At 66.8% G+C, this 23580-nt stretch carries 24 protein-coding genes; 8 read left to right on the top strand and 16 right to left on the bottom strand.

What is annotated here, in order from left to right; translation table 11 throughout:
* Positions 1-250: 250 nt before the first annotated feature.
* The 7 genes from SOM26_RS05325 to SOM26_RS05295 all read right to left on the bottom strand — a co-directional run bounded on the left by SOM26_RS05325 (position 251) and on the right by SOM26_RS05295 (position 9796).
* Complete coding sequence (locus tag SOM26_RS05325) at positions 251-835, bottom strand: ABC-type transport auxiliary lipoprotein family protein (RefSeq protein ID WP_320451687.1); 585 nt, start codon at positions 833-835, stop codon at positions 251-253.
* A gap of 20 nt (positions 836-855) precedes the next feature.
* Positions 856-1818 (bottom strand): MlaD family protein, encoded by a 963-nt coding sequence (locus SOM26_RS05320; protein ID WP_320451686.1) that lies wholly within the window; start codon positions 1816-1818, stop codon positions 856-858.
* Positions 1818-2735, bottom strand: a complete 918-nt coding sequence (locus SOM26_RS05315) for an ABC transporter ATP-binding protein (RefSeq protein ID WP_320451685.1) — start codon at positions 2733-2735, stop codon at positions 1818-1820. Before SOM26_RS05315 ends, SOM26_RS05320 begins: the two co-directional genes overlap by 1 nt.
* Entirely contained in the window at positions 2735-3841 is a 1107-nt protein-coding gene (locus tag SOM26_RS05310) for an ABC transporter permease (RefSeq protein ID WP_320451684.1), read from the bottom strand. The genes SOM26_RS05315 and SOM26_RS05310 overlap by 1 nt, the downstream gene beginning before the upstream one ends.
* A 97-nt stretch (positions 3842-3938) precedes the next feature.
* Positions 3939-5144 (bottom strand): DUF445 domain-containing protein, encoded by a 1206-nt coding sequence (locus SOM26_RS05305; RefSeq protein WP_320451863.1) that lies wholly within the window; start codon positions 5142-5144, stop codon positions 3939-3941.
* 265 nt (positions 5145-5409) lie between these two features.
* Positions 5410-8616, bottom strand: coding sequence for an efflux RND transporter permease subunit (locus SOM26_RS05300; protein WP_320451683.1), 3207 nt, complete (start codon positions 8614-8616; stop codon positions 5410-5412).
* Between the two features lies 1 nt (position 8617).
* The gene (locus SOM26_RS05295) at positions 8618-9796 is read right to left on the bottom strand and encodes an efflux RND transporter periplasmic adaptor subunit (protein ID WP_320451862.1); all 1179 of its coding nucleotides are present in this window, start codon (positions 9794-9796) and stop codon (positions 8618-8620) included.
* 210 nt (positions 9797-10006) lie between these two features.
* Between SOM26_RS05295 and SOM26_RS05290 the strand changes: the two genes are divergently transcribed.
* Positions 10007-10753: an SIMPL domain-containing protein gene (locus SOM26_RS05290; RefSeq protein ID WP_320451682.1), complete on the top strand. Its 747-nt coding sequence runs from the start codon at positions 10007-10009 to the stop codon at positions 10751-10753.
* Between the two features lie 166 nt (positions 10754-10919).
* Here SOM26_RS05290 and SOM26_RS05285 read toward each other — a convergent pair whose 3' ends face one another.
* From SOM26_RS05285 to SOM26_RS05275, 3 genes are all read right to left on the bottom strand, one after another.
* Positions 10920-11177: a GlsB/YeaQ/YmgE family stress response membrane protein gene (locus SOM26_RS05285; protein ID WP_042483991.1), complete on the bottom strand. Its 258-nt coding sequence runs from the start codon at positions 11175-11177 to the stop codon at positions 10920-10922.
* 137 nt (positions 11178-11314) lie between these two features.
* Positions 11315-11614 (bottom strand): CtrA inhibitor SciP, encoded by a 300-nt coding sequence (gene sciP, locus SOM26_RS05280; protein WP_261268912.1) that lies wholly within the window; start codon positions 11612-11614, stop codon positions 11315-11317.
* Between the two features lie 96 nt (positions 11615-11710).
* Positions 11711-11941 carry a hypothetical protein gene (locus tag SOM26_RS05275; RefSeq protein WP_320451681.1) on the bottom strand — a complete coding sequence of 77 codons (231 nt, stop codon included), beginning with the start codon at positions 11939-11941 and terminating at the stop codon, positions 11711-11713.
* Positions 11942-12101: 160 nt separating this feature from the next.
* On the opposite strand from SOM26_RS05275, the gene mnmA reads away from it, so the two are divergent.
* Positions 12102-13208, top strand: a complete 1107-nt coding sequence (gene mnmA, locus SOM26_RS05270) for a tRNA 2-thiouridine(34) synthase MnmA (RefSeq protein ID WP_414712015.1) — start codon at positions 12102-12104, stop codon at positions 13206-13208.
* 15 nt (positions 13209-13223) lie between these two features.
* Entirely contained in the window at positions 13224-13496 is a 273-nt protein-coding gene (locus SOM26_RS05265; protein ID WP_320451680.1) for a UvrB/UvrC motif-containing protein, read from the top strand.
* A 226-nt stretch (positions 13497-13722) separates the two neighbouring features.
* Here the strand turns inward: SOM26_RS05265 and SOM26_RS05260 are convergent, their stop codons facing one another.
* Positions 13723-14439: a DUF4163 domain-containing protein gene (locus SOM26_RS05260; RefSeq protein ID WP_320451679.1), complete on the bottom strand. Its 717-nt coding sequence runs from the start codon at positions 14437-14439 to the stop codon at positions 13723-13725.
* Positions 14440-14542: 103 nt separating this feature from the next.
* Here SOM26_RS05260 and SOM26_RS05255 point away from each other — a divergent pair, with 103 nt between their 5' ends.
* The 3 genes from SOM26_RS05255 (at position 14543) to SOM26_RS05245 (ending at position 17820) form a co-directional block, all read left to right on the top strand.
* Entirely contained in the window at positions 14543-15787 is a 1245-nt protein-coding gene (locus SOM26_RS05255) for a putative DNA modification/repair radical SAM protein (protein WP_320451678.1), read from the top strand.
* Between the two features lie 80 nt (positions 15788-15867).
* A complete protein-coding gene (locus SOM26_RS05250) occupies positions 15868-16353 on the top strand; it encodes a hemerythrin domain-containing protein (protein WP_320451677.1) in 486 nt (161 codons plus the stop codon).
* A 69-nt stretch (positions 16354-16422) separates the two neighbouring features.
* Positions 16423-17820, top strand: coding sequence for a UdgX family uracil-DNA binding protein (locus SOM26_RS05245; RefSeq protein WP_320451676.1), 1398 nt, complete (start codon positions 16423-16425; stop codon positions 17818-17820).
* Between the two features lie 132 nt (positions 17821-17952).
* Here SOM26_RS05245 and SOM26_RS05240 read toward each other — a convergent pair whose 3' ends face one another.
* The 3 genes from SOM26_RS05240 to SOM26_RS05230 all read right to left on the bottom strand — a co-directional run bounded on the left by SOM26_RS05240 (position 17953) and on the right by SOM26_RS05230 (position 19308).
* Positions 17953-18123, bottom strand: a complete 171-nt coding sequence (locus tag SOM26_RS05240; protein ID WP_320451675.1) for a metallothionein — start codon at positions 18121-18123, stop codon at positions 17953-17955.
* A gap of 5 nt (positions 18124-18128) precedes the next feature.
* Positions 18129-18431 (bottom strand): ArsR/SmtB family transcription factor, encoded by a 303-nt coding sequence (locus tag SOM26_RS05235; RefSeq protein ID WP_320451674.1) that lies wholly within the window; start codon positions 18429-18431, stop codon positions 18129-18131.
* A gap of 79 nt (positions 18432-18510) precedes the next feature.
* Entirely contained in the window at positions 18511-19308 is a 798-nt protein-coding gene (locus SOM26_RS05230) for an aldo/keto reductase (RefSeq protein ID WP_320451673.1), read from the bottom strand.
* Between the two features lie 75 nt (positions 19309-19383).
* Between SOM26_RS05230 and SOM26_RS05225 the strand changes: the two genes are divergently transcribed.
* Positions 19384-20019: a DedA family protein gene (locus SOM26_RS05225; RefSeq protein WP_058715203.1), complete on the top strand. Its 636-nt coding sequence runs from the start codon at positions 19384-19386 to the stop codon at positions 20017-20019.
* Here the strand turns inward: SOM26_RS05225 and SOM26_RS05220 are convergent.
* The gene (locus SOM26_RS05220; protein WP_320451672.1) at positions 19974-21389 is read right to left on the bottom strand and encodes a hypothetical protein; all 1416 of its coding nucleotides are present in this window, start codon (positions 21387-21389) and stop codon (positions 19974-19976) included. The genes SOM26_RS05225 and SOM26_RS05220 overlap by 46 nt on opposite strands.
* A gap of 87 nt (positions 21390-21476) precedes the next feature.
* The gene (locus tag SOM26_RS05215; protein WP_320451671.1) at positions 21477-21959 is read right to left on the bottom strand and encodes an Lrp/AsnC family transcriptional regulator; all 483 of its coding nucleotides are present in this window, start codon (positions 21957-21959) and stop codon (positions 21477-21479) included.
* Between the two features lie 117 nt (positions 21960-22076).
* Between SOM26_RS05215 and SOM26_RS05210 the strand changes: the two genes are divergently transcribed.
* Positions 22077-23141: a Glu/Leu/Phe/Val family dehydrogenase gene (locus tag SOM26_RS05210; protein ID WP_320451670.1), complete on the top strand. Its 1065-nt coding sequence runs from the start codon at positions 22077-22079 to the stop codon at positions 23139-23141.
* The last annotated feature ends 439 nt before the right edge of the window (positions 23142-23580 follow it).

The following is a 23580-nucleotide window of genomic DNA, read 5'->3' as shown; positions in this document are numbered from 1 at the left end:
CGTGCCGTGCCGTTACGGCCCCGTCCAGTGCGTTTATGTCGCAAATTGTGACGGCTGACGGAAATTTCCGTCACTTGGTGGAGCACGTTTTAGGCGGACGAAAGTTCCAGCCCAAAACAAATTCCTCCCCGACACGGGGAGGTGGCAGCGCAACGCGCTGACGGAGGGGGGCTTCCACAAAAAGCGCACCTTGCGGCGCGCCCCCTCCACCATGCTTCGCATGGCCCTCCCCGTGCCGGGGAGGATTGCGTTACCGCCCCACCCAGTCGGTGACCTGCTGCGCCACCTGGTTCGCGGCCTGGTTCAGCGCAGGGCCGACACTGTCCGCGTCGATCTTGCCGACCGGAACGCGCGCCTCGAAACGGCGCTTCTCGATCCCGGTCTGGCCGTCACGCTGAAGCGCGGCATCGAACGTCACCACCGCGTCGCGGCGGGTGGCGTCCATGCCGAAATGGCGCAGTTCACCCGCCAGGCGGTCGCCCGGATCACCGACCGATTCCCGCGCCGACAGGACGACGCGGCCCGCCCGTGCGGTCATCGTATCCGCCATCAATCGCGCGAATAGGCGCGCGGGCGGCTCGGCCCATTGCGCATCCTTCACATAGGCGATGCTGGTCGCATCCTCCTGCACCGGCACGCGAGCCGTCGCCAGTTCCTGCGGCGAGGTCGGCACCTGGATCGTGATCGACTTGGCACGGGCCGAATCCTGCGTCTGGCCGATATCCGGCGCCGATTGCGCCTGGAGCGTCAGCAACGAGGGCGGCGGCTTGGCGCCGAAGCTGATGCAGCCGGCGAGCGGAAGCGATGCGAGCATCACGATCAGCGGAGTCTTCATGACAGTCCTCATCGGCTTCCTCACTTGCCCTTATAGTCCGGCAGCTTCTGCTGCCCGATCAGCGACCCGGCGCCCTGCTGGTCGACCTTTTCGGCGACCGCCGACAGCGACTGGGTCATCACGCGCAGGTCCTTCACCAGACGATCCACCTCGGGCACGGTCTGCTTCGAGAAGGTCTGCAGGCCCGGTCGCGCGTCACCGATCGCGGCGTTCAGCGTGTCCGCGCTCTTCTGCGCCGAGGCGATGGTGCGGTTCAGATTGGCGATGGTCGGCTTCACATCCTCGGCCAGGATGCCGTTGGTCGTCGCCGCCAGCTGGCCGATCGACTGCGCCGCGTCGCCCGCCTGCTGGATCGCCACGCGGGTCTGCGCCAGCGTCGCGGCAATCTCGGGCCCGCGATCGGCCAGCGCGTCGGTCAGGCGGTTGGTGTTGTCGAGGATCCCGGCGATCGACGCCTGGTTCCGGTCGGACAGCAACCCGGTCAGCCGCTCGGTCAGCGTCGACAGCCGCTCCAGCAACTGCGGCGCGGAGTTCAGGATCGCGCCGATGCCGCCCTGCTTGGTCGGGATGACCGGCACATCATAGGGGCAGATCGTCTTGTTCTCAGGGGTCGGGCAGGCGATCGGCGGTGCACCCTTGCGAGCGCCGTCCAGCGAGATGGTGCTGGTGCCGGTGAAGCTGGCCGAAATCGACGCGGTCGTGCCCTGCAGGATCGGCGTCTGGTCGTTCACCGCGACGCGCACGCGCACGAACTGCGGATCGGGACGCCACAGCGCGATTTCCTTCACCTGCCCCGAGGGCACGCCCGAATAGGTGACCGCCGAGCCCTTGGCCAGGCCGTCCACCGACTGGCGGAAGAAGATGTCATATTCCTTCTCCGACGTGCCGCCCAGACGGGCGATCCAGACGGTGAAGATCGCCAGCACTGCGAGCAGGATCAGCACGACAGAGCCGACAAGGACGTGGTTCGAACGGGTTTCCATCAGCGTGTCCCTGCTTCGCCTCTCGCATGGGCATCGGCCGCACTGCCTTGGCTTTGCTGGCCAGTGGCGTGCGCTTCGACTTCGGTGGGGTGGCGCGCGGCGTCCGTGTCCGCCGAACGCGGCCGGATATCGGCGACCTCGTCCTTGGCGGCGACGGCCGCCCGGCCGCGCGGCCCCTTGAAATATTCCTCGATCCACGGATGGTCGAGCGCGATCAGCTCGTCGATCGTGCCGACCGCGATGACCTTCTTGTCGGCAAGCACCGCCACCCGGTCGCAAATCGCATATAGCGTGTCGAGGTCATGGGTGATCAGGAAGACGGTCAGCCCCAATGTCTTTTGGAGCGAGGCGATCAACTGGTCGAACGCCGCTGCACCGATCGGGTCGAGACCCGCGGTCGGCTCGTCGAGGAAGAGGAGTTCGGGGTCGAGCGCCAGCGCGCGGGCCAGCCCGGCGCGCTTCTTCATGCCGCCCGACAGCTCGGCGGGATATTTGGGCCCCGCGTCCGCAGGCAGGCCGGTCATCACCACCTTGTAGGACGCGATCTCGTCCATCAGCGCCTGGGGCAGCTCACGGTAGAATTCGCGCAAGGGGACTGCGACATTCTCGGCGACGGTCAGTGTCGAGAACAGCGCGCCGCCCTGAAACAACACGCCCCAGCGCTTGCGCACGTCGATCGCCTCGGTCGCCTCGCGGCCGATCGTCGGCTCGCCGAACACGGTGATGTCGCCCGCATCGGGGGTCTGGAGCCCGATGATCGTGCGCATCAGCACCGACTTGCCGGTACCCGACCCACCGACCACGCCCAGGATCTCGCCCTGCCGCACGTCGAGGTCCAGCCCGTCATGGATGACCTGCTCGCCGAAGCTGTTGCGCAGGCCCCGGACCTTGATGAGGATGTCGTCCTGTTCGGCCATCAATCCCATCCGATCCAGGTGAAGAAGACCGCGAAGAACGCGTCGAGCACGATCACCAGGAAGATCGCCTGCACCACCGCCGCGGTCGTGCGCAGGCCGACCTGCTCGGCATCCGACTTGACCTGCATGCCCTGGAAACAACCCGCGATCGCGATGATCGCGCCGAAGACGGGGGCCTTGATCAGGCCGACATACAGGTCGGTGATCGGCACCACCTCGCGGATGCGCGAGACGAAGGTGACCGGCGGGATGCCCAACGACACCGCCGCCAGGAAGCCGCCGCCGATGATCGCAATCAGCGAGGAATAAAAGCCGAGCAGCGGCATCAGCGTCACCGCCGCCAGCGTGCGCGGCACGACCAGCGCCTCCATCGGCGACACGCCGATGACGCGCATCGCGTCGATTTCCTCCGTGAGCTTCATCGTGCCGAGCTGCGCGGCAAAGGCCGAACCCGACCGCCCCGCGACCATGATCGCGGTCATCAGCACGCCCAGTTCGCGCAGCGTCAGGCGGCCGACCAGATTGATCGTGAACACCTCCGCGCCGAACTGGCGAAGCTGCACCGCGCCCTGCTGCGCGATGACGATGCCGATCAGGAAGCTCATCAGGCCGACGATCGCCAGTGCCGAGACGCCGACCGTCTCGAACTCGTGCACCACGGCGTTGAAGCGGAAACGGCGCGGGTGGCGGATCACCGCCAGCGCGGCGAGGACCGTGGCCCCCATGAAGCCCAGCAGGCCGTACAGCGTCTGGAAGGCGGCGACGACCGCATCGCCGACCTCGCCCGCCACGCGCGCGAAGGGACTGACCGGCTTGGGCCGCATCGCGACCGGCTGGTCCGCCTCGGTCACCTTGGCGAACAGATGGCGCTGATCGTCGTTCAGCCCCTCGATCTCGGCCTTGTTGCGCGCGGCGAAGCGGTGGATCAGCCAGGCGCCGACGGTGTCGATCCGGTCGACCTGCGACAGGTCGATCCGTCGGACCGCCGCATCCTCGCGGTCCAGCCTTTCGGGCAGGTCGCCCAGCGTCGCGAGCGACAGGCTGCCCATGAAGCGCAGCGCCCCTCCGTCCGCCGCATCGTGCTGATAGTCGGCCTTGGCGTTCATCACCTGCCTCTTTGCGGGAAAGCGGGGGCATCGACAAGGCGCTTCGTGCCTGCGACGAATCGATATAGCGTGTTAATTATACCAGGTCGTGACGTTTTCATAGCATCCGATCCAGCAGGTGCAGGACCAGGCCGACGCTGCCGCCCACCAGCGTGCCGTTGATGCGGATATATTGCAGGTCGCGGCCCACCGCATTTTCCAGCCGTGACGTGACGGTATCGGCATCCCAGCCGCGCACCGTTTCCGACACCAGCCGGACGATACCGTCGCCATAATCGGCCGCCACGCCCGCCGCCGCCCGCCGCACGAAGCGGTTGATGGTCGCCGCCAGCCGCGGATCGTCCTGAAGCGTCCGGCCGAGATGGCGCAGCGTGTCGCCCAGCCGTCCGGCGGTCACCGCCTGCGGATCGCGCGCCATGCGCAACAGCGCCTCGCGTGCCTGTTCCCACAGGCCGTCCAGCCAGCGCTGCATCGCGGGATTGGCGATCAGGTCGGCCTTCATCGCCTCCACCCGGTCGCGGGTGCGCGGATCATATTGCAGGTCCCAGGCAAGGCGATCGAGCCCCTCCTCGATCTTCTGGCGCAGCGGATGGTCGCGATCCTCGGCGACGTCGTGGAGCAGCTTGTGCAACCCGTCGATCAGCTTGTCGGCCAGCGTCTCGTCCAGCCCGGTCCAGCGCAGGATGGCCCCGGCCCGTTCGTGCACCATCGCCCGGACGATCGTCTCGTTCGCCTCCAGCGCCGAAGCCGCCCAGCGCAGCACCGAGTCGAGCAGCGGCAGGTGGCGTCCTTGCGCGATGCTGGCCTTGAGCAGCTGCCCCAGGATCGGCGAGACCTCGGTCGCGCGCAGCCGCGCGGCGATGCCCGCCTTGACCATGCCGCCCAGCCGCTGCGGATCGAAGGCGCTGAGCATCTCGGCGAACAGCCGAGACGCGCCGCGCCGGATGCGCCCGCCCTCCTGCGGCGGCTGCGCCAGCCAGCGGCCCGCTGCCCCCGCCACGTCCAGCCGGTGCATGCGGCGTGCGATGACGCGCGGGATCAGGAAGTTGGTGCGCAGGAAATTGGCGAGCGTGTCGCCGATGCGATCCTTGTTGCGCGGCACGATCGCGGTGTGCGGGATCGGCAGGCCCAGCGGGTGACGGAAGAGCGCGGTGACCGCGAACCAGTCGGCTAACCCGCCGACCATCGCCGCCTCGGCAAAGGCGCGAACGAAACCCCAGGCGGGGTGGAGAGGTTGCAAGGCGCGCGAAACGAGGAACAGCGCCGCCATCAGCAGCAACAGTCCCGTGGCGACCACCCGCATCTTCCGCAGGGCAGCTGGAACGGGCTGGCTACCCCCCAATCGCGTTGCGAGTTCCATCAATCAGGACAATTCGCGAGCGGCGGCTTTGTTCAAGAACAATCTTTCCCGAGCGTAACGAAACGGGGACGATCTGATCCTCCCCGGCACGGGGAGGTGGCAGCGCATAGCGCTGACGGAGGGGGGGGATGCCGCATAGGTCAGCCCTCGCGGCACGCCCCCTCCACTACCGCTGCGCGGCGATTCCCCTCCCCGTTCCGGGGAGGATTCACTCCGCCGGATCATATCCCAGCTTGCCGGTCGCGGGCGGCAGCGCGGGGCCGCCGCTCGGTCCCTCGATCACCGGGCCGCTGCCCAGTTCGTCACCAGGCTTGTAGGTCAGCAAGCGACGACCCAGGCGCGGGCCGACCCAGCGTTCGACACCGACCGCCAAGCTGAACGCCGCCGGCACGATCAGCAGGGTCAGGACCGTCGACAGGGCCAAGCCGCCGATCACGGTGATCCCCATCGGACTACGCCACGAACCGTCACCGCCCAGCGACAGTGCGGTCGGGATCATGCCCGCGACCATCGCGACCGTGGTCATCACGATCGGCTGGGCACGCTTGTGGCCCGCATCCAGCACCGCCTCGCGGATCGGCACGCCCTTGGCGATCTCCTCCAGCGCGAAGTCGATCAGCAGGATCGAGTTCTTGGCGACGATGCCGAGCAGCATCAACAGGCCGATATAGACCGGCAGCGAAAGCGGATTGCCGCTGAAATACAGCGCCAGCAACCCGCCCAGCGGCGCGAGCAGCAGCGAGGCCATGTTGACGAAGGGCGGCAGGAAGCGCCGATAGAGCAGCACAAGCACCGCAAAGACCAGGAATACCGCCGAGATGATGGCCGTGAAGAAGTTGGTCATCATTTCGTTCTGCATCTTGGCCTGGCCCAGCACCATCTCGCTGACCCCCATCGGCATGTTCTTCATGATGGGCAGGTCGTGGACCTTCTTCATCGCATCGCCGCTGATGACGCCCTGCGCCAGATCGGCGCCCACCGTCACCTGACGCCGCTGGTTGACGCGGTCGATCTGGGTCGGCCCCGCGCCCAGGCCGATATCGGCCACGACGCTGAGCGGCACCGAGCCGCCGGTCTGGGTCTGCACCGGCAGGTTCTGGATGGTCGACAGGCGCGCACGGGCATTCTGGTCCAGCGCGACGCGGATCGGCACCTGACGGTCCGACAGCGAGAAACGCGCCGAGTTCTGGTCGATATCGCCCAGCGTCGCGATACGGATGGCACTCGACAAGGCCTGCGTCGTCACGCCCAGATTGGCCGCGAGGTCGAGGCGTGGGCGGATGACGATTTCCGGTCGGTCGAGATTGCCGACGATGCGCGGCGCGACCAGGCCGGGCAGCGTACCCATCTGCTCGACGATCTTGTTCGCGGTGGCGCGCAGCACGGCGGGATCGTCGCCGCCCAGCGTGATGGTCAGGTCGCGCCCGCTCGATCCCCAGCCGAACTGCGACTGGAAGGTCACGCGCGCGTCCGGGATCGCCGCCAGTTCGGGCGCCAGCGAACGTTCGAATTCGGTGCTCTTCATCGAGCGATCCTCCTTCAACGTCGCCACCACCCGGCCATTGCCGACGCTGGTGCGCGAATAGACCGATTCGACATCGGGCTGCTTCTTCAGGAACTGCGCCACCCGCTTCACGACCTGATCGGTCTGGGCCAGCGTGGTGCCCGGCACCATTTCGATCTTGGCGACCGCCTGGTCATTGTCTTGCGGCGGCTGGAAGGTCTTGGGGATGATGCCGAACATCACGACGGTCAGCACGAACGCGCCTACGCCGATGCCGATCACCCACAGGCGATGGTCGCGGAACCGGCCCAGGATGCGCCGGAACAGCCCCCGTTTCACCCCGTCGCTCGGCCGGTCGAAGCGCAGCGACCAGCGCAGCGTCGCCATATAGGCGTCCATCAGCTTGCCCTCGCCGTGGCTGGCATGGCCCGCCGACTTCAGGAAATAGGCCGCGATCATCGGCGTGATCATGCGCGCCACCGCAAGGCTCATCAGCACCGAGACGACGACGGTCAGGCCGAAATTCTTGAAATACTGGCCCGGCACGCCCGGCATCAGTGCGACGGGCAGGAACACCGCGACGATCGCCATGGTAGTGGCGAGCACGGCCAGGCCGATCTCGTCCGCCGCGTCGATCGACGCCTGATAGGCGGATTTGCCCATCCGCATGTGGCGCACGATATTCTCGATCTCCACGATCGCATCGTCGACCAGCACGCCCGCCACCAGGCTGAGCGCGAGCAGCGTCATCTGGTTCAACGTGAAGCCCAGCAGATCCATGAACCAGAAGGCCGGAATCGCCGACAGCGGGATGGCCAGCGCCGAGATGACGGTCGCGCGCCAGTCGCGCAGGAAGAGGAAGACGACGATGACGGCCAGCACCGCGCCCTCGATCATCGCATGGATGGCGCTCTCATACTGCGCCTCGGTATATTTCACGCTGTTCGAGCGGAGGACGAACTTCACCTCCGGGTTGCGCTTTTCCAGCGCCTTCAGCTTCTCGACCGCGCCGTTATAGACGCTGACGTCGGACGCACCCTTGGCGCGCTGGAAGTCGAAGCTGATGACCTGCCGCCCGTCGACCGCCGCCTGCGAACGCTGCTCGGCATAGAGGTCGCGAACCGTGGCGATATCGGCCAGGCGCACGGTGCGCCCGCCGCGCACGTTGATCTGGGTCTGGCCCAGGTCATAGGCATTGCGGGCGTTGCCCAGCACGCGCACTGCCTGCTCGGTCCCGGCGATCTCGGCACGGCCACCGGCGGCGTTCAGGTTGGTCATGCGCAACTGCGCGTTGACTTCGCTGGCGGTCAGCCCCTGCGCCTGCAGCTTCAGCGGATCGAGGATCACGCGGATCTCGCGCGTCACGCCGCCGTTGCGGATGACCTTGGACAGGCCGGGAACCGACAACAGCTCCTTGGTGACGTTGTTGTCGATGTACCAGCTAAGTTGTTCGGGCGTCATGTTGGACGCCACCGCCGAATAGCTGGCGAGGTCGTTGTCGGTCGAATCGACGCGGATCACCTGCGGCTCGAGGATGCCGTCGGGCAGCATCGATCGGATCTGGGTTATGGCGTCGCGCGCATCGCTGACCGCGCGGTCGATCGGCGTGCCGATATCGAGCTGGACCAAAGTCTGCGACTGGCCCTCGGTCACCGTCGAGGTGATCTGGTCGACGCCCTGAAGGTTCCGCAACGCCGCCTCGACCCGCTGGGTGACCTGCGTCTCCAGCTCGGTCGGCGCCGCACCCGGCTGGTTCACGACGACCACGACGATCGGGAAATCGATGTCGGGATCGTTGTTCACGTCCATCCGCATGAAGCTGACGATCCCCGCCAGCGTCAGCGCGACGAACAGGACGATCGGCGGAACGGGGTTCCGGATCGCCCAGGCGGAGATGTTGCGGAAACTCATGTTACTTGGCCTCCTGGCCTGCCACGATCGGGCGGACCTGCTGGCCTGCCGCCAGGAAGCCGCCCGCCGAACGCACCACCCGCTCGGTCCCGGTCAGGCCCGAGGCGATGGTCACGCCGTTGTCCGAAACCTGGCCGATCTTGATGTCGCGGCGTGCGACCTTGTTGTCCGGGCCGACGATATAGACGAAGCTGCCCTTGTCGTCGCTCTGGATCGCCGAGTCCGGCAGGACGGGGGCCTGCGCCCCACCGCCGCGGATCGTCGCCGCCGCAAAGCCGCCGGGACGCAGCGCCGGGTTATAGGTCAGCGCGATGCGCGCCACGCCCTGGCGCGTCTGCGGATCGATGATCGGCGACACCTGCCACACCTCGCCCTTGAAGCTCTGGTCGACGCCGACCGGGGTCACGGTGGCGGGCGCGCCGACCGACAGGCCAACCAGGTCCGATTCCGCCAGCTGCGCGCGCAGCTCCATCTGCCCGCCCATCGCCATGCGGAACAGCACGCCCGAGCCCGAGCTGACGATCTGGCCCGGCTCGGCGGCGCGGGTCAGGATCAACCCTTCGGCCGGTGCGCGGATATCGAGGCGGCCGTTGCGCGCCTGCGCTTCGCGGAAGGTCGCCTGCGCCGCGCGGACGCGGGCGGCGGCGGCATCGCGGGTCGCGGCGCGACGCTGGAGATCAGCCTTGGAGATAAAGCCGCGATCGACGAGCTGCTGGGCGCGGTCGAGTTCGGCCTGGGCGATCTGCTGGTCCGACTGAGCAACCGACACCTGGGCGTTCAGCGCCGAGGCGGTCTGGGTCTGGACCGAGCGGTCGACGGTCGCCAGCACCTGTCCGGCGCGGACCCACTGGCCCGGCTCGACAAGGACGCGGGTGATCATGCCGCCCTCGCCCGCCACGCCGACCGGCATCTCGCGCCGTGCGGCCAGCGTACCGGTGGCCGAGATCACCCGGCTGACCGTCTGGCGACCGGGCACGACGACGGTGATGTTGGGAATCTGGGTTCCCGCGCCCGCCCCCTGTTCGGCGGCATGCTTCTTGCCCCCGAACATGAGCCAGCCCACCAGCGCCAGCGCGACGACCGCCACGACGATCCAGATCCAGCGCCGACCCCGCCGGGGCGCAGGCCCCTCCAGGCCCAGATGCTGGCCGCCACCAATCGCCCCCGTCTCGTAATTCATGTTCGTCACCGATCCCCGACCCGCATCACCGTTGCGCGAAACAGCGCACAGGATGCGCCCAATCGTCGCTGTGTTATAGAAATATATCACCCTGTTCAAGCATCTTTGCGCGCCCGCCCGGCCCAGGTGGCCCCAAGATGATTCCGGCGCGTTCATCACACGTTTTGCCGATAGTTGCCAAAGGCTTCGCATCATCAAAGGGAGACGACGATGAACAAGATCCTGCTTGCCGCCGCGCTGGCCCCGGCCGCGCTGCTGCCGGGTGCCGCACTGGCGCAGAGCGTGCCCGCCCCGACCACGGTCGAACCGCTGGTGCCTGCCGCCGGCACCGTCCTCGACATCTCGGCCGAGGGGCGCACCACCCGCACGCCCGATATCGCGACGATCCGCGCCGGGGTGGTCAGCCAGGGCGCGACCGCCGCCGCCGCCCTGAGCGACAATGCCCAGCGGATGGCCCGGGTGCTGGCGGCGGTGAAGCGGGCCGGGGTCGCGGACCGCGACATCCAGACCGCGACCGTCCAGCTACAGCCGCAATATCGTTACGGCGAGAATGTCCCGCCCGTGATCACCGGCTATCAGGCGACCAACACGATCAGCATCCGCTTCCGCGATATCGCGAAGTCGGGCGGGGTGCTGGATGCACTGGTCGCGCAGGGCGCCAACCAGATCGACGGACCCAATCTGTCGATCGACAAGCCCGATGCCGCGCTGGACGAAGCGCGCGCCGATGCCGTTCAGCGTGCCCGTGCGCGAGCCGAACTCTATGCCAAGGCGGCGGGGATGCGGGTGACGCGGATCGTATCGATCACCGAAAACGGCGCGGATGCCGGCGGCCCCGAGCGCCCAATGATGGTCCGCTCAATGGCGATGCGTGCCGATTCCATGGAAAAGACCAGCATCGCGCCCGGCGAGCGCGACGTGACCGTCAATGTCTCGGTCCGGTTCCTGCTGAACTGACCGACGCCCGCCCCCATGGCGCATGGTCATGGGGGCGGTTTTCCCTGCCCCGCCCGCCTGCCCGACCGTGATCGGCAGGATCAGCATGGGCCCGTACCGCGCATAGCAAAAGAGCCGCCCGGTTTCCCGGACGGCCCTTTTGTCTTCGCTCCGAGCGATGGGGTGCTTAGCGCACCCGACCGCGGCGAACGAGGTTCACGATCGCCAGCAGGACAACAGCGCCCAGCAGCGAAACGAGGAACGAAGTAAGCGTCAGACCGGCATTGTTGATCGAGCCGCCTGCAAAGATCAGACCACCGATGAATGCGCCGACGACACCGACGACGATATTCAAGAAGATGCCCTGCTGAGCATCAGTACGCATGATGATGCTGGCCAGCCAGCCAATGACACCACCGACGATAAGCCACAGGATAATACCCATTGTCTTTCCCTCCGTTGGGCCCGCGAGCGGGACACGGGGGGAAGACGTGCGAATGGCGATTATTGTTCCGTCCCCGTACCGTCGATTCGATGAACCGTTTTGCGCATGTCAACAATGCGATCGTTTTTATTGTATACTCAGTATTTCTGCTGGCGTTCGTAGAGCGAGCGATAATGCTGGATCCGGGTCACGCGCAGGCCCGGCATCCCCGACCGGTCGATCGCCCGCTGCCACCCCGCAAACTCCTCGACCGTCAGGCCATAGCGTTCGCAGACTTCGTCTACCGAGAGCAGCCCGCCATTGACGGCCGCCACCACCTCCGCCTTGCGACGGACGACCCAGCGCGTCGTGCTGGGCGGCGGCAGGCTTTCGAGCGTCAGCGGTTCGCCGAGCGGCCCGATTACCTTGGCAGGGCGGATCTTTTGGTTCTCGATCATCATGCAACCTCACCGGGGCTCCCCACCCCATGTCGTCTGATGGCCCCTTGGTATCGCGGGCCCTTGAACATCGCCTAAAATCGAAAGGTTAACGGGTCATTCATTCCTGCTCCACCGTGCGAGGGTCCGTGCCATCGGCCCGTTGAACGCCCCGTCGAGGGGCGAAAACAGGCTGGGATCGGGATCCCGTCGCGCGAATCCGGCCTGGACCGCGGCGGTCCGGCTGGCGGCCTGCCGTGCGGTCGCACCGACCATCAGCACCGCCAGGTCCGGCGGCAAAACCGTCAGTTCGGTATCCCGATCAAACCGGTTGAAGCTGAGGTCCAAAAGCGCGATCCATCCTGACTGGTGAGCCACCCTGATATCCGGCGGATATGAAAGCCGGGTAAAGGCCGTGAAGTAACTACACTTTTTTCTTAACCATCATGCCGCCGCCGCATGCGTCCTTTTTTGCAAGCGGGGCCTGAAAGGCGTATGGACGCCGACCATGGAGCAGATGGTGGATTTTCAACTCGGGGGCGATCCCCGGGCCAAGCGGATCGTGGTGGCGATGTCAGGCGGGGTCGACAGCTCGGTCGTGGCCGCGCTCGCCCATACCACGGGGGCCGAGACGATCGGCGTCACCCTGCAACTCTATGACCATGGCGAGGCGGTGGGCCGGGCGGGCGCCTGTTGTGCGGGCCGCGACATTCGCGACGCACGCGCGGTCTGCGACCGGCTGGGCATCGCACATTATGTCTTCGACCATGAAGACAGTTTCCGGACCCAGGTGGTCGATCGCTTTGCCGACGAATATCTGGCCGGGCGCACGCCGATCCCGTGCGTCCAGTGCAATATGGGCCCGAAATTCACCGACCTGCTGAAGCTGGCGCGCGAACTGGGCGCCGACTGCCTGGCAACCGGTCATTATGTCCGTCGCGCCGAGGGTCTGCATGGGGCGGAGCTGCACCGCGGTGCCGACCCCGCGCGCGACCAGAGCTATTTCCTCTTCGCGACCACGCAGGAGCAGCTGGATTTCCTGCGCTTCCCGCTCGGCGCGCTGCCGAAGTCGCGGGTGCGCGAGATCGCCGCCGAACTGGGCCTGGGGGTCGCCGCCAAGCCCGACAGCCAGGACATCTGCTTCGTGCCCGACGGCGACTATGCCGGGCTGGTCAAGAAATTGCGTCCGGAAGCGGATACGCGCGGCGACATCGTCGACCTGTCGGGCGCCAAGCTGGGCGAGCATCGCGGCCTGATCCACTATACGGTCGGCCAGCGGCGCGGGCTGGAGATCGGCGGCAGCCCCGAGCCGCTCTACGTCGTCCGGCTGGAGCCCGATACCAAGCGCGTCGTCGTCGGCCCGCGCGCCGCACTGGCGGTGGAGGCGGCGCGGCTGACCGCCATGAACATACTCGGCCCGCTCGACGGTCCCCTGTTTGCCAAGGTACGCTCCATGGCCAAGCCGGTGCCGGCCCGCATGATCGGCGAGCGGCTGGTCTTCGACGCGCCCGAATATGGCGTGTCGCCGGGCCAGGCGGCGGTACTGTATGACGGCGACCGGGTGCTCGGCGGCGGCTGGATCGCCGAGACCGAGGCGGCACGCATCGCCGCTTGAGGCGTTTGTCCGGGCATGACCGCCCCGACGATCGAAGACCTTCGTCTCCAGATGGAGGCCGCCGCCGACCGCCTCGACTATGAGGAGGCGCGTCGCTTACGCGACCGGATCACCCTTTTGCGCGGCGGGGCGGAGGATGATGCGGTCGACACCAGCGGCCTGACCCGCCAGCGCCCCGGCGCGATGGGCCTGGGCACCAGCCAGTCGCGCCCCGAACGCCCCGAGGGCTGGGTGCCGCCGAAGAAGCCCGACCCGATGACCAAGGGACGCGGGCGGCGGCAGGGCTGAGGCACCGATCGGGCGCCGTCACCCTGCCGGGTCAGCCGCGGTGCGCCGGGCCGGACAGCGTCTTCACCCCGCCCTCGGCCTAGTCGGGCGACCATCCGCCCGCCACGAAGAATCGGACCAGCGCGGTGCGATACCTCGTAACGGTCGCCGCTGACGCCCTTCCGGTCAGGGCATCCAGATAATGGCGCGTCGATTTCGTCCCATGCTGCACCGCGGTGCACGGTCTTCACGGCCGGACCGCAAAGGCCCCACGATAGCCCGGCTTCACCGCGCCCACGACCGCGCGCGTCACCGGCAACGTCACCTCATAGGCCCCTTCGGCATAGGAACCCGCGACGTACGGATCGGCGATCAGGCCGATCCGGTCGATCGCGCGGCCGTTGGTCGATCCCAGCAGCACGGTCAGGTCCTTGACCGGCGGACAGGCATTCATCGACGATACCTCGCCCTGGTTGCGCCGCCGCTGCTCCGCCTTCAGCCTGCTGCAATAGTCGCCACGGGTCGCGGCCTGGAGCGCAGGAAGCGAGGCGAACACCGCCTTGGGATCCAGCCGCCGCCCGGCTGCCTTGTCCCAAAGCAGCCCATACGACGCGGGCGAGCCATGCGCCCCGCCGGCAAAATTATAGCTGTCGCCCGACAGGCTGAGGAAGCGCGGCGTATCGGTCACGACCTTCCATGTCTGGTCGAAGGAATAGCGGTTGAAGGGAAAGCCCGCCTTGCGCGCCTCGCGGTGACCGGCGGCGGCGTCGCGCGCGGTCTTGGCCCGAATACGCGCACGTTCGGCGTCGAGCCAGGCCTTCAGCCCGGCGATGCGCGCGGCGGCGGCGGGATAGGCATAGCTGAATTCGTAATCGGCGGTCCTGGCCTTGCTCGTCACGACCTGCGCCATCGCCGGTCCCGCGACGCCGACCAGCGCCATTGCGATCATTGCCTTACGCATCATCCCTCCCTCCTCGATCCGCCGCATGTGGATCATACCGGCTTTACGGGCGATGACTGGCGGGGTTCCGCTTGCCCCGCCCACCCTGCGAACATATATCGAACATATGGCGCAACTCGATACCCGTGAAAAGCTGGCGATCCTGGCCGATGCCGCCAAATATGATGCCTCCTGCGCGTCGTCGGGCACGACCAAGCGCAACAGTAGCGACGGCAAGGGGATCGGATCGACCGAGGGCATGGGCATTTGTCACGCCTATGCGCCCGACGGACGGTGTATCTCGCTGCTGAAGATCCTGCTGACCAACGCCTGCATCTTCGACTGCCATTATTGCATCAACCGCAAATCGTCGAACGTGCGCCGCGCGCGCTTCACCGCGCAGGAGGTGGTGAACCTCACCCTCGCCTTCTATCGGCGCAATTATATCGAGGGGCTGTTCCTCTCCTCGGGCATCATCAAGTCCTCCAACTACACGATGGAGCAGATGGTCGAGGTCGCGCGGTCCCTGCGCGAGGATCATGGCTTTCGCGGCTACATCCATCTGAAGACCATTCCCGATGCCGATCCCGAGCTGGTGCGCCTGGCGGGCGTCCATGCCGACCGCGTGTCGATCAATGTCGAGCTGCCCACCGTCGGCGGCCTGCGTCGCCTCGCCCCCGAAAAGGATGCGGACCGGATCGAAGGCGCGATGGCCGATGTGAAGACCGCGATCGAAGACCGGCAGGATGCGGCCAAGAAATACAAGTCCGCCCCCGGCTTCGCCCCTGCCGGACAGTCGACCCAGATGATCGTCGGCGCGGATGCCGCGACCGATCGTGATATCGTCGGCCGCGCGGCGACGCTGTACGATCGGTTCCGCTTGCGCCGCGTCTATTATTCGGCGTTCAGCCCGATTCCCGATGCCTCGGCCGTGCTGCCGCTGCAGCGCCCGCCCTTGATGCGCGAGCATCGGCTGTACCAGTCGGACTGGCTGATGCGCTTCTACGACTATCGGCCGAACGAGGTCGCCGCGGCGGCGGACGAGGCGACGGGGATGCTGCCGCTCGACATCGATCCCAAGCTGGCCTGGGCGCTGAAATTCCGCCAGCATTTCCCGGTCGATGTGAACCGTGCGCCGCGCGAGATGCTGCTGCGCGTGCCAGGGCTGGGCGTGAAGGCGGTGGATCGGATCATCGCCACGCGCAAATGGCGCAAGCTGCGGCTGGAGGATGTCGGGCGGCTGACCGTGTCGATCACCAAGCTCCGCCCCTTCCTGATCGCCGAGGACTGGCGGCCCGTGGCGCTGTCCGACCAGGTCGATCTGTCACCGCTGGTGAAGCCCAAGGGCAAGCAGCTCGAACTCTTCGCCTGAGCGGCACGGATTCGTGAGAGTGATTCGCGGGTGAAACGGGCGTCATGTTGCGCCGTTGGATAGGCGAAGGAGACGCCCCCATGGCCACCGCCGACATCTATGCCGATCTGAAGCGCGATCACGACAAGCAGCGCGACATGCTGAAGGAACTCGCCGAGCTGAAGGGCGACGGCGCCAAGCGCAAGAAGCTGTTCGAGGCTTTCCGCATCGAGGTGCAGAGCCACGCCGCCGCCGAGGAGGAATCCCTTTACGCCACCATGCTGGGCGAACCCGAGCTGCGCGACGAGGCGCGCCATTCGGTGTCCGAGCATAAGGAGATTGACGATCTGCTCGGCGAGATGATGGATCTGGATTTCGCATCGGACGAGTGGGAATCGAAATTCTTCCACATGCGCCATCGCTACGAGCATCATATCGATGAGGAAGAGGAAGAGATGTTTCCCGCCGCCGAGAAGGAACTCGACGACGCGACCGAGAAGAAGCTGGCGGAAGTCTATGAAGAGCGCAAGCCGATCGAGGCGAAGGAAGCCAAGGACAACCCGCCCGGCGCAGACGAGCGCGATTGATTCCGAGGGACGTTTTCGAAGCGGGCAGGTGCCCGCTCACTGCTCCCCTCCAGGGGAGGGGGCTAGAACATGCGCATCGTAACCCTCCCCGCCCCCGATGATTTCGACGGCTGGCGCGACGCCGCGCGCTTGCTGGTCGCCGATAGCGTGCCGCCCGACCAGGTCGTGTGGCAGGTCGGCGAGCAAAGCGCCGATCTGTTCGGTGCGGTGGCGGAGCAGGCCCCCGCCGCCGAGGCCCCGCGCTTCTCCGTCTCGCGCGGCTTCATCGACCTCGCCCGCAGCGTCATCCTGTCCAACGATCCGGAGCGTTTCGCCCTGCTCCACACCGCGCTCGACCGGCTGCGGCGACAGCCCCGGCTGATCGAGGACCAGGCCGATCCGCTGATCCGCCGCCTCGACCGGCTGGCCAAGGCGGTGCGGCGCGACATCCACAAGATGCGCGCCTTCGTCCGTTTTCGCGAGACCGAGGATGATGACGGCCCACGCTATGTCGCCTGGTTCGAGCCCGAGCATCATATCGTGCGCGCCAATGCGGCGTTCTTCGTCAACCGCTTCACCACGATGCGCTGGTCGATCCTGACGCCGGAGGTTTCGCTCCACTGGGACGGCAAGACATTGGAGGAAGGCCCTGGCGCAACGAAGACGGACGCGCCGGAGGGCGATCCGACCGAGGCGGTGTGGAAGACCTATTATGCCAGCATCTTCAACCCCGCCCGCCTGAAGATCGGCGCGATGATGAAGGAGATGCCGCGCAAATACTGGAAAAACATGCCGGAAACCGCGTTGGTCTCCGAATTGATCGCAGGCGCGCAGGCGCGGGAGGCAGGCATGATCGACACGGCCAGAGCGGATGCCCGGACCGGGCGCGGCGGGAATGCGAAAGCAGCCTGGGCCGCGCTCCGTGACGAAGCGATGGGCTGCACCCGCTGTCCGCTTCATGCCCCCGCGACGCAGACGGTCTTCGGCGAAGGCCCGGTCGATGCCGCGCTGATGTTCGTCGGCGAGCAGCCCGGCGACCAGGAGGATCTGGCGGGCCATCCCTTTGTCGGCCCAGCCGGGCAGGTGTTCGACCGCGCGGTGGCAGAGGCCGGGATCGACCGCGCGACCGCGTATGTCACCAACGCGGTCAAGCACTTCAAATTCGAACCGCGCGGGAAGCGCCGCATCCACAGCTCGCCCAATGCCGGGGAGATTCAGGCGTGCCGCTGGTGGGTCGAACAGGAACGCCTGTTGATCCAGCCCAAGGTGACGGTGGCCCTGGGCGCAACGGCGGCGCGCTCGCTGTTCGGCAAGGTCATGACCATCGGCCGGGAGCGGGGCAAGGCCCTGACGCTGCCCGATGGCGGGACCGCGTTCATCACCGTACACCCCAGCTACCTGCTCCGCCTGCCCGATCCGGAGGCGAAGAAGGTGGAATATGCGCGGTTCGTCGAGGATTTGAAGCTGGCGGCGGGGGCGTTGTCGTAGGATCAACCGCCACGCCTTGAATCCCTCCCCTGTCAGGGGAGGAACAGAAGTCCTGCAACCTGAATATCAATCCGGCCGGAACCCCCCAATGAATGAGGACCGGATGCACAAAGCACCCGGTCCTCACATCCATCAGCCGTGGCAGGTGCAACCGGCATGGTCGCAGCCATTGCCGCCTTCATGATGATGCGCGCAGGCATCGCTGCAGAAGCTGCGGCCTTCGGCTTCAATCGCGTTGTTGACGCTGACGATGCAAACGCAGTCGGCGCAGGCACACTTTACTTGATCGACGGTGACGGCCATTCGACTTACTCCTCATCTACGGATTCGGGTTCGAGTACGTGGTCCATCATGTTGGTCAGCATGGTGCGGATATGACAGTCGGGCAGTTCGTAGAATACGTTCCGCCCCTGTCGGCTCTGCTTGAGCAGCCGCCCGGCCCGCAGCAGCCGGAGATGCTGCGAAACCAAGCTCTGGCTCACGCCGACTTCCTGCGTCAGTTCGCCGACAGTGCGTGGCCCATCCAGGCACCCCACCACCAGCCTCAACCGATTGGGTTCGCCCAACAGGCGAAACACATCGGCCAGCAACGCGCCTTCATCCGGAGTCATGCAAATATCAACATATGAACGTGTCCTAATATGTTCATATGCGACTTTCTGTCAACCGGGATATCGACGCGGTTCTGCCTCACATCGTTCGCGGGTCGGGACCGATCCGCCCATCGGCATCGTCCAGCGCGTCGATCGCCGCCATGTCCTCGTCGTCCAGCGTCAGCTCGGTTGCGGCGAAATTGTCCGCCATGTGCGCCGCGTCCGCCGCCTTGGGGATGACCGACAGGCCGTGTGCCAGATGCCAGGCCAGCACCACCTGTGCGGTCGAGCGGGCATGCTTCTTGGCGATCGAGACGATCTCGGGCATTTTTAGCAATTCGCCACCCTGCCCCAACGGACTCCAACTCTGGGTCACGATGCCCTTGGCCTCGTGATAGGCGCGCGCCTCGCGCTGCTGGAAGCGGGGGTGGAGTTCGATCTGGTTGACGGCAGGCACCACGCCGGTCGCCTCGATGATCCGGTCGAGATGCTCGGGGAGAAAGTTCGACACGCCGATCGACGTCGCCTTGCCCGCATCGCGAAGCGCGATCAGGCTCTGCCAAGCCTCGACATAGGCGTCCTCGGCGGGCACCGGCCAGTGAATCAGGTACAGGTCGACCGCCTCGACGCCCAGCAGCGCCAGGCTTTCGTCCAGCGCCGCCTCGGCATCGCGGTGGCGATCGTTCCACAGTTTGGTGGTCAGGAACGCATCGGCGTCACGGAAGCCCTCGCCCACGCCGCGTTCATTGCCATAGATGGCGGCGGTGTCGACCAGCCTGTATCCGGTGTCGAGCCCACGCCGGACCACCAGCGGAACCTGCGAATCCGGGATTTGATACGTGCCCAGCCCCAGTTGGGGCAGGCGGCGGCCGTCGTTCAGAGTGAGCATCGTCATGCCGTCCCAAACCGACCGCCACCCTGCGCGGTTCCGATTGACCCCCGCCCCCCGATCGCGCAAGTCGCTGGCCCCATGGTCGAACATATTCTTTCCGCACTGGCGAGCTTTGCCATCTGGGTCATTTCGACGGGCGGCTATCTGGGCATCACGCTGCTGATGGCGATCGAGAGCGCGTGCATCCCGTTGCCGTCCGAGATCATCATGCCGTTCGCGGGCTATCTGGTGTCCACCGGCCAGTTCAACCTGTACCTCGCCGCGACGGCGGGCGCGCTGGGCTGCAATCTGGGCTCGGTCGTCGCCTATGAGATCGGCAAGCGCGGCGGGCGGCCGGTCGCCGAGCGCTGGGGCAAATACCTCCTGATCGGGCCGGGCGAGCTGGACGCGGCGGATCGCTTCTTCGCGCGCTATGGCTCGATCGCGGTGCTGATCGGGCGGCTGCTCCCGGTCATCCGCACCTTCATCGCCTTCCCCGCCGGGGTCGCGCGGATGAAGCTCGTCCCCTTCCACCTCTATACCTTTATCGGCAGCTGGCCCTTCTGCCTGGTGCTGGCCATTGTCGGGCGCGAGCTGGGCGAGAAGTGGGATTCGGACCCGCGCGTGAAGGCCTTCTTCCACCGCGCCGACCTGGCGATCGGCATCGTGCTGGTCGTGCTGATCGGCCTTTATGTCTGGCACCGGGTGCGCGGGCTGAAGCGCGCGCAGGACTGAGCGAGCCACAGGGCGAGCGGGATCGTGACCGCCGCCCACAAATACAGGCCAGCCCAGGTCGTCCATCCCCACCATTCGGAGGGGATGGTGCGCAGATCGCCGACAAGGAAGCGCTGCTGCATCACCGCCTGCCACCAGGCCCAGCGGAAGGTCGGCGGCGCGAAGATCTCGGCCGAGGCGATGGTCAGGTTGATCGCGATCGATCCCGCCAGCAGCAGCGCCAGTAGCACCCGCACCCATAGCGCCCGAGCCATCGCCCAGAGCGGGGCCAGGCCCAGCGCCATCACCCCCACCAGCGGCATCGCATGGCGCGGGCCCGTCGCATTGCCGCCGTCCCAATAAACATAGGCCGCGTTGACCAGCAGCGCGACGATCGCGACCCCGGCGGCGGTCAGGGCGAGGCCCCGCGTCGTCCGCTCTTCCGCCAGCCGCCACAACCCGATCGGGGCCAGCACCAGCACCGGTGCAACCCAGGCGATCCCGCGCGTCGGCCCGAACAGGATCTCGCGCAGCACTGCAATCCGGGGAAAGGTCAGCCCGAAGAGGCCCTGATTCATCCCCTCGAACCCGACCACGCCCGAATAGCCGATGCGGAACGGCGTGCCGAAGGCGAAGAGGTTATAGGCGAAGAGCGGGATCAGCCCCACCAGCCCCGCCACCACGAACGGCACCAGCGCCTTCGGGCTCGCACGGTGTCGCCACAAAGCCCATAGGCCGATGACCGACCCGGCCAGGACCGCCTGATACTCGACCACCACCGCCCAGCCGAGCGCCAGTCCCGCCGCCGCCAGCCAAGGCCTGCCGCCCCGCGCCACGCCCGCCAACCCGATGACGAACAGCGCCGCGACGCTCGCATGGCCGAGCAGCGTGGTCGCATAGCCCCAGATCGGCGTGCCCAGCGCATAGCCGAGCGCCGCGAACAACCCCGCCCCCGCACGGCTGGTCAGTCGACGTGCCATGTCGAACAACAGGACGGCGGCGATCGCGGTCAGCAACGCCGATCCGGTCGCTGCGGCGGCACGGGTGCGCAGCTTCAGATAATCGACGAACCCCGGATCGACCGTGGACAGGACGTGACGCTCGGCCCGGTCGCCGGTGACGAGGTCGGTCATCGCGACGGCGGGCAGCGCCATCAGCGTCATGCCCGGCGCCTTGTCGAGATAGGCGTGCGACCCGAACTGCGCCTTGTCGATGGTCAGCGGTGCGAGCGGGTCGATGGTCGCGGTGCCGTTCTCGACCATGCGGATCGCGGCGAACAGGCGGGTGGCGTTGTTGGGATTGAACTCCCACGATCCGAACCACGCACAGGAGAACCAGACCAGCAGGAACAGCCCCGCCCGAATGCCGCCCAAGCCCTGCCACCGCGTCATCGGACCACTCCATGGTTCGCGTCCGGGCTACCGGGGTGGGCAGTGAGTGGCAATGCCCCAATCCCGCCCGTCACGGAAGGACCAGAGCTACCCCGCAATCGGCAGCGAGGTGGTCGACTTGATCTCCGACAGCGCCACCGTCGAGTTGATTTCCTGCACCCCCGGCAGGTTGGACAGCTTCTCGAAGAACAGCCGCTCATAGGATTCGATATCCGCCGCCACGATGCGCAGCATGAAGTCGACCGAGCCCATCAGGACATGGCATTCCATCACCTCCGGCACCTCGCGGATCGCGGCGGAGAATTCGTCGAGATTGGCCCGGCCATGCGCGTTGAGCTTTACCTGCGCGAAGATCTGCGCCTTCAGGCCGACCTTGGTGCGATCGACCAGCGCGACCCGGCGCTTGATGATGCCGTCCCGCTCCAGCCGGTCGATCCGCCGCCAGCAGGGCGAGGCCGACAGGCCCACCGCCTCGGCGATGGCCGCGGTCGACAGACTGGCATCCTCTTGCAGCAAGGCGAGGATGCGCCGTTCCCAGATGTCGAGGTCGTGCGAAATTTCATCCTCCATATCGCCAACAGCGGGTCAATCTATCCGCAAAATCGTGGATTGCCCAGCCAATGGGATCAGTTTCGCCCCGCATTCCGGGCTATTCCATTGCCAGACGGAATTTCAGGGACAAGACCGATGCTGCGCCAAGCCCAAGACAGACAAAGCCTGCCCCCCGAAGAGGTGGTGACGTTCCACGACGAGGACAGCGGGGCGAGCGGCGTCATCGTGCTGCATTCGACCACGCTCGGCCCGGCGGCGGGCGGGTGCCGCTTGTGGCATTATGCCGATGATCGTGCCGCGACGGTCGATGCCCTGCGCCTGGCCGAGGGCATGGCGTTGAAGAACGCGCTGGCCGACCTGCCTTTTGGCGGCGGCAAGGCCGTGATCCGCGCGCCGCGGGGGCCGTTCGACCGCGCCGCGCTGTTCCGCGCCTTCGGCCGCCAGGTGGCCGAGCTGAAGGGCCGTTACGTCACCGCCGAGGATGTCGGGACCAGCGTGGCGGACATGGCTAACGTTGCCACCTGCACCCGCCATGTCGCGGGGCTGCCCGTCTCGGGCCAGAAGCCGGGCGGCGACCCCTCGCCCTGGACCGCGCTGGGCGTGGTGCAGGCGATGCGCGTCGCGGTCCGCCAGCGATTGGGTGCGGAACTGTCCGACGTGACGGTCGGCGTGCAGGGGTTGGGCCATGTCGGCTATGCGCTGTGCGAATTGCTGCACGAACAGGGCGCGAAACTGGTCGTCGCCGAACCGCGCAGCGAGGTCGCGGCGCGCGCCGCCGACCGGTTCGGCGCGATGGTCATGAGCAGCCGGGCCTTGCTGTCCGCGCGGGTCGACGTGCTGGCACCGTGCGCGCTGGGTGGCGTGCTGGAGGCCGAGACGGTGGAGCAGTTGCGCGCCAAGGTCGTGTGCGGCGCGGCCAACAACCAGTTGGCCAGCGAGGACATGGCCGACCGACTGGCCGAGCGCGACGTGCTCTATGCGCCGGACTTCCTGGCCAATGCGGGCGGGATCATCAACGTCGCGGGCGAGTATATCGGCTGGCGCTCCCCGGAGGTTCGGCGGCGGGTGCTGGCGATCGGCAACAAGATGGCGGCGGTTCTCGCCCTGGCCGAGCGCAACGGCATCACCCCCGACGAAGCCGCCCGCGCGCTGGCACTCGAACGGATCGCCCAGGTTCCGAGGGTACAGGCGGCGGCTTGAGGGGTGTAGCGGGGCCTGATTCAGGTTCCGCTGGACGTGCGAGGCGGTGTCCAGAATGTGTCTAGGTGTTTGATCCACCTGCCCCGAACTATTGCCCTGCCACCCCGGCAAAGGCCGGGGTCCAGTTGCGAAGGATTCAGCGATGAAGCGCACTGGATCATCACAATCGCACCCCCAACTTGACCCCGGCCTCCGCCGGGGTGGCGCTTCAGCTTGGCTGGATTAAACACCTAGCCGCGAGGGCTGGGGCGTACGCTTCGACTTCGCTCAGCGTGAACGGAGGTTGGGATAGTTTGGCGGGGGTCGTGGGACAAATCCGCCTCTACTCTGCCCCCATCCGTTCAGCCTGAGCGCAGTCGAAGGCCAAGGGCCGACATCTGCCGAACCATCGCCTCGAGCGCGTACTTCCACACCCTTCAGCGTGAAACGCGGTGGCGTC

It is taken from the genome of Sphingomonas sp. CFBP8993 (assembly GCF_034044895.1).
GTDB lineage: Bacteria > Pseudomonadota > Alphaproteobacteria > Sphingomonadales > Sphingomonadaceae > Sphingomonas.
This window is presented reverse-complemented; position numbering and strand designations above follow the sequence as displayed.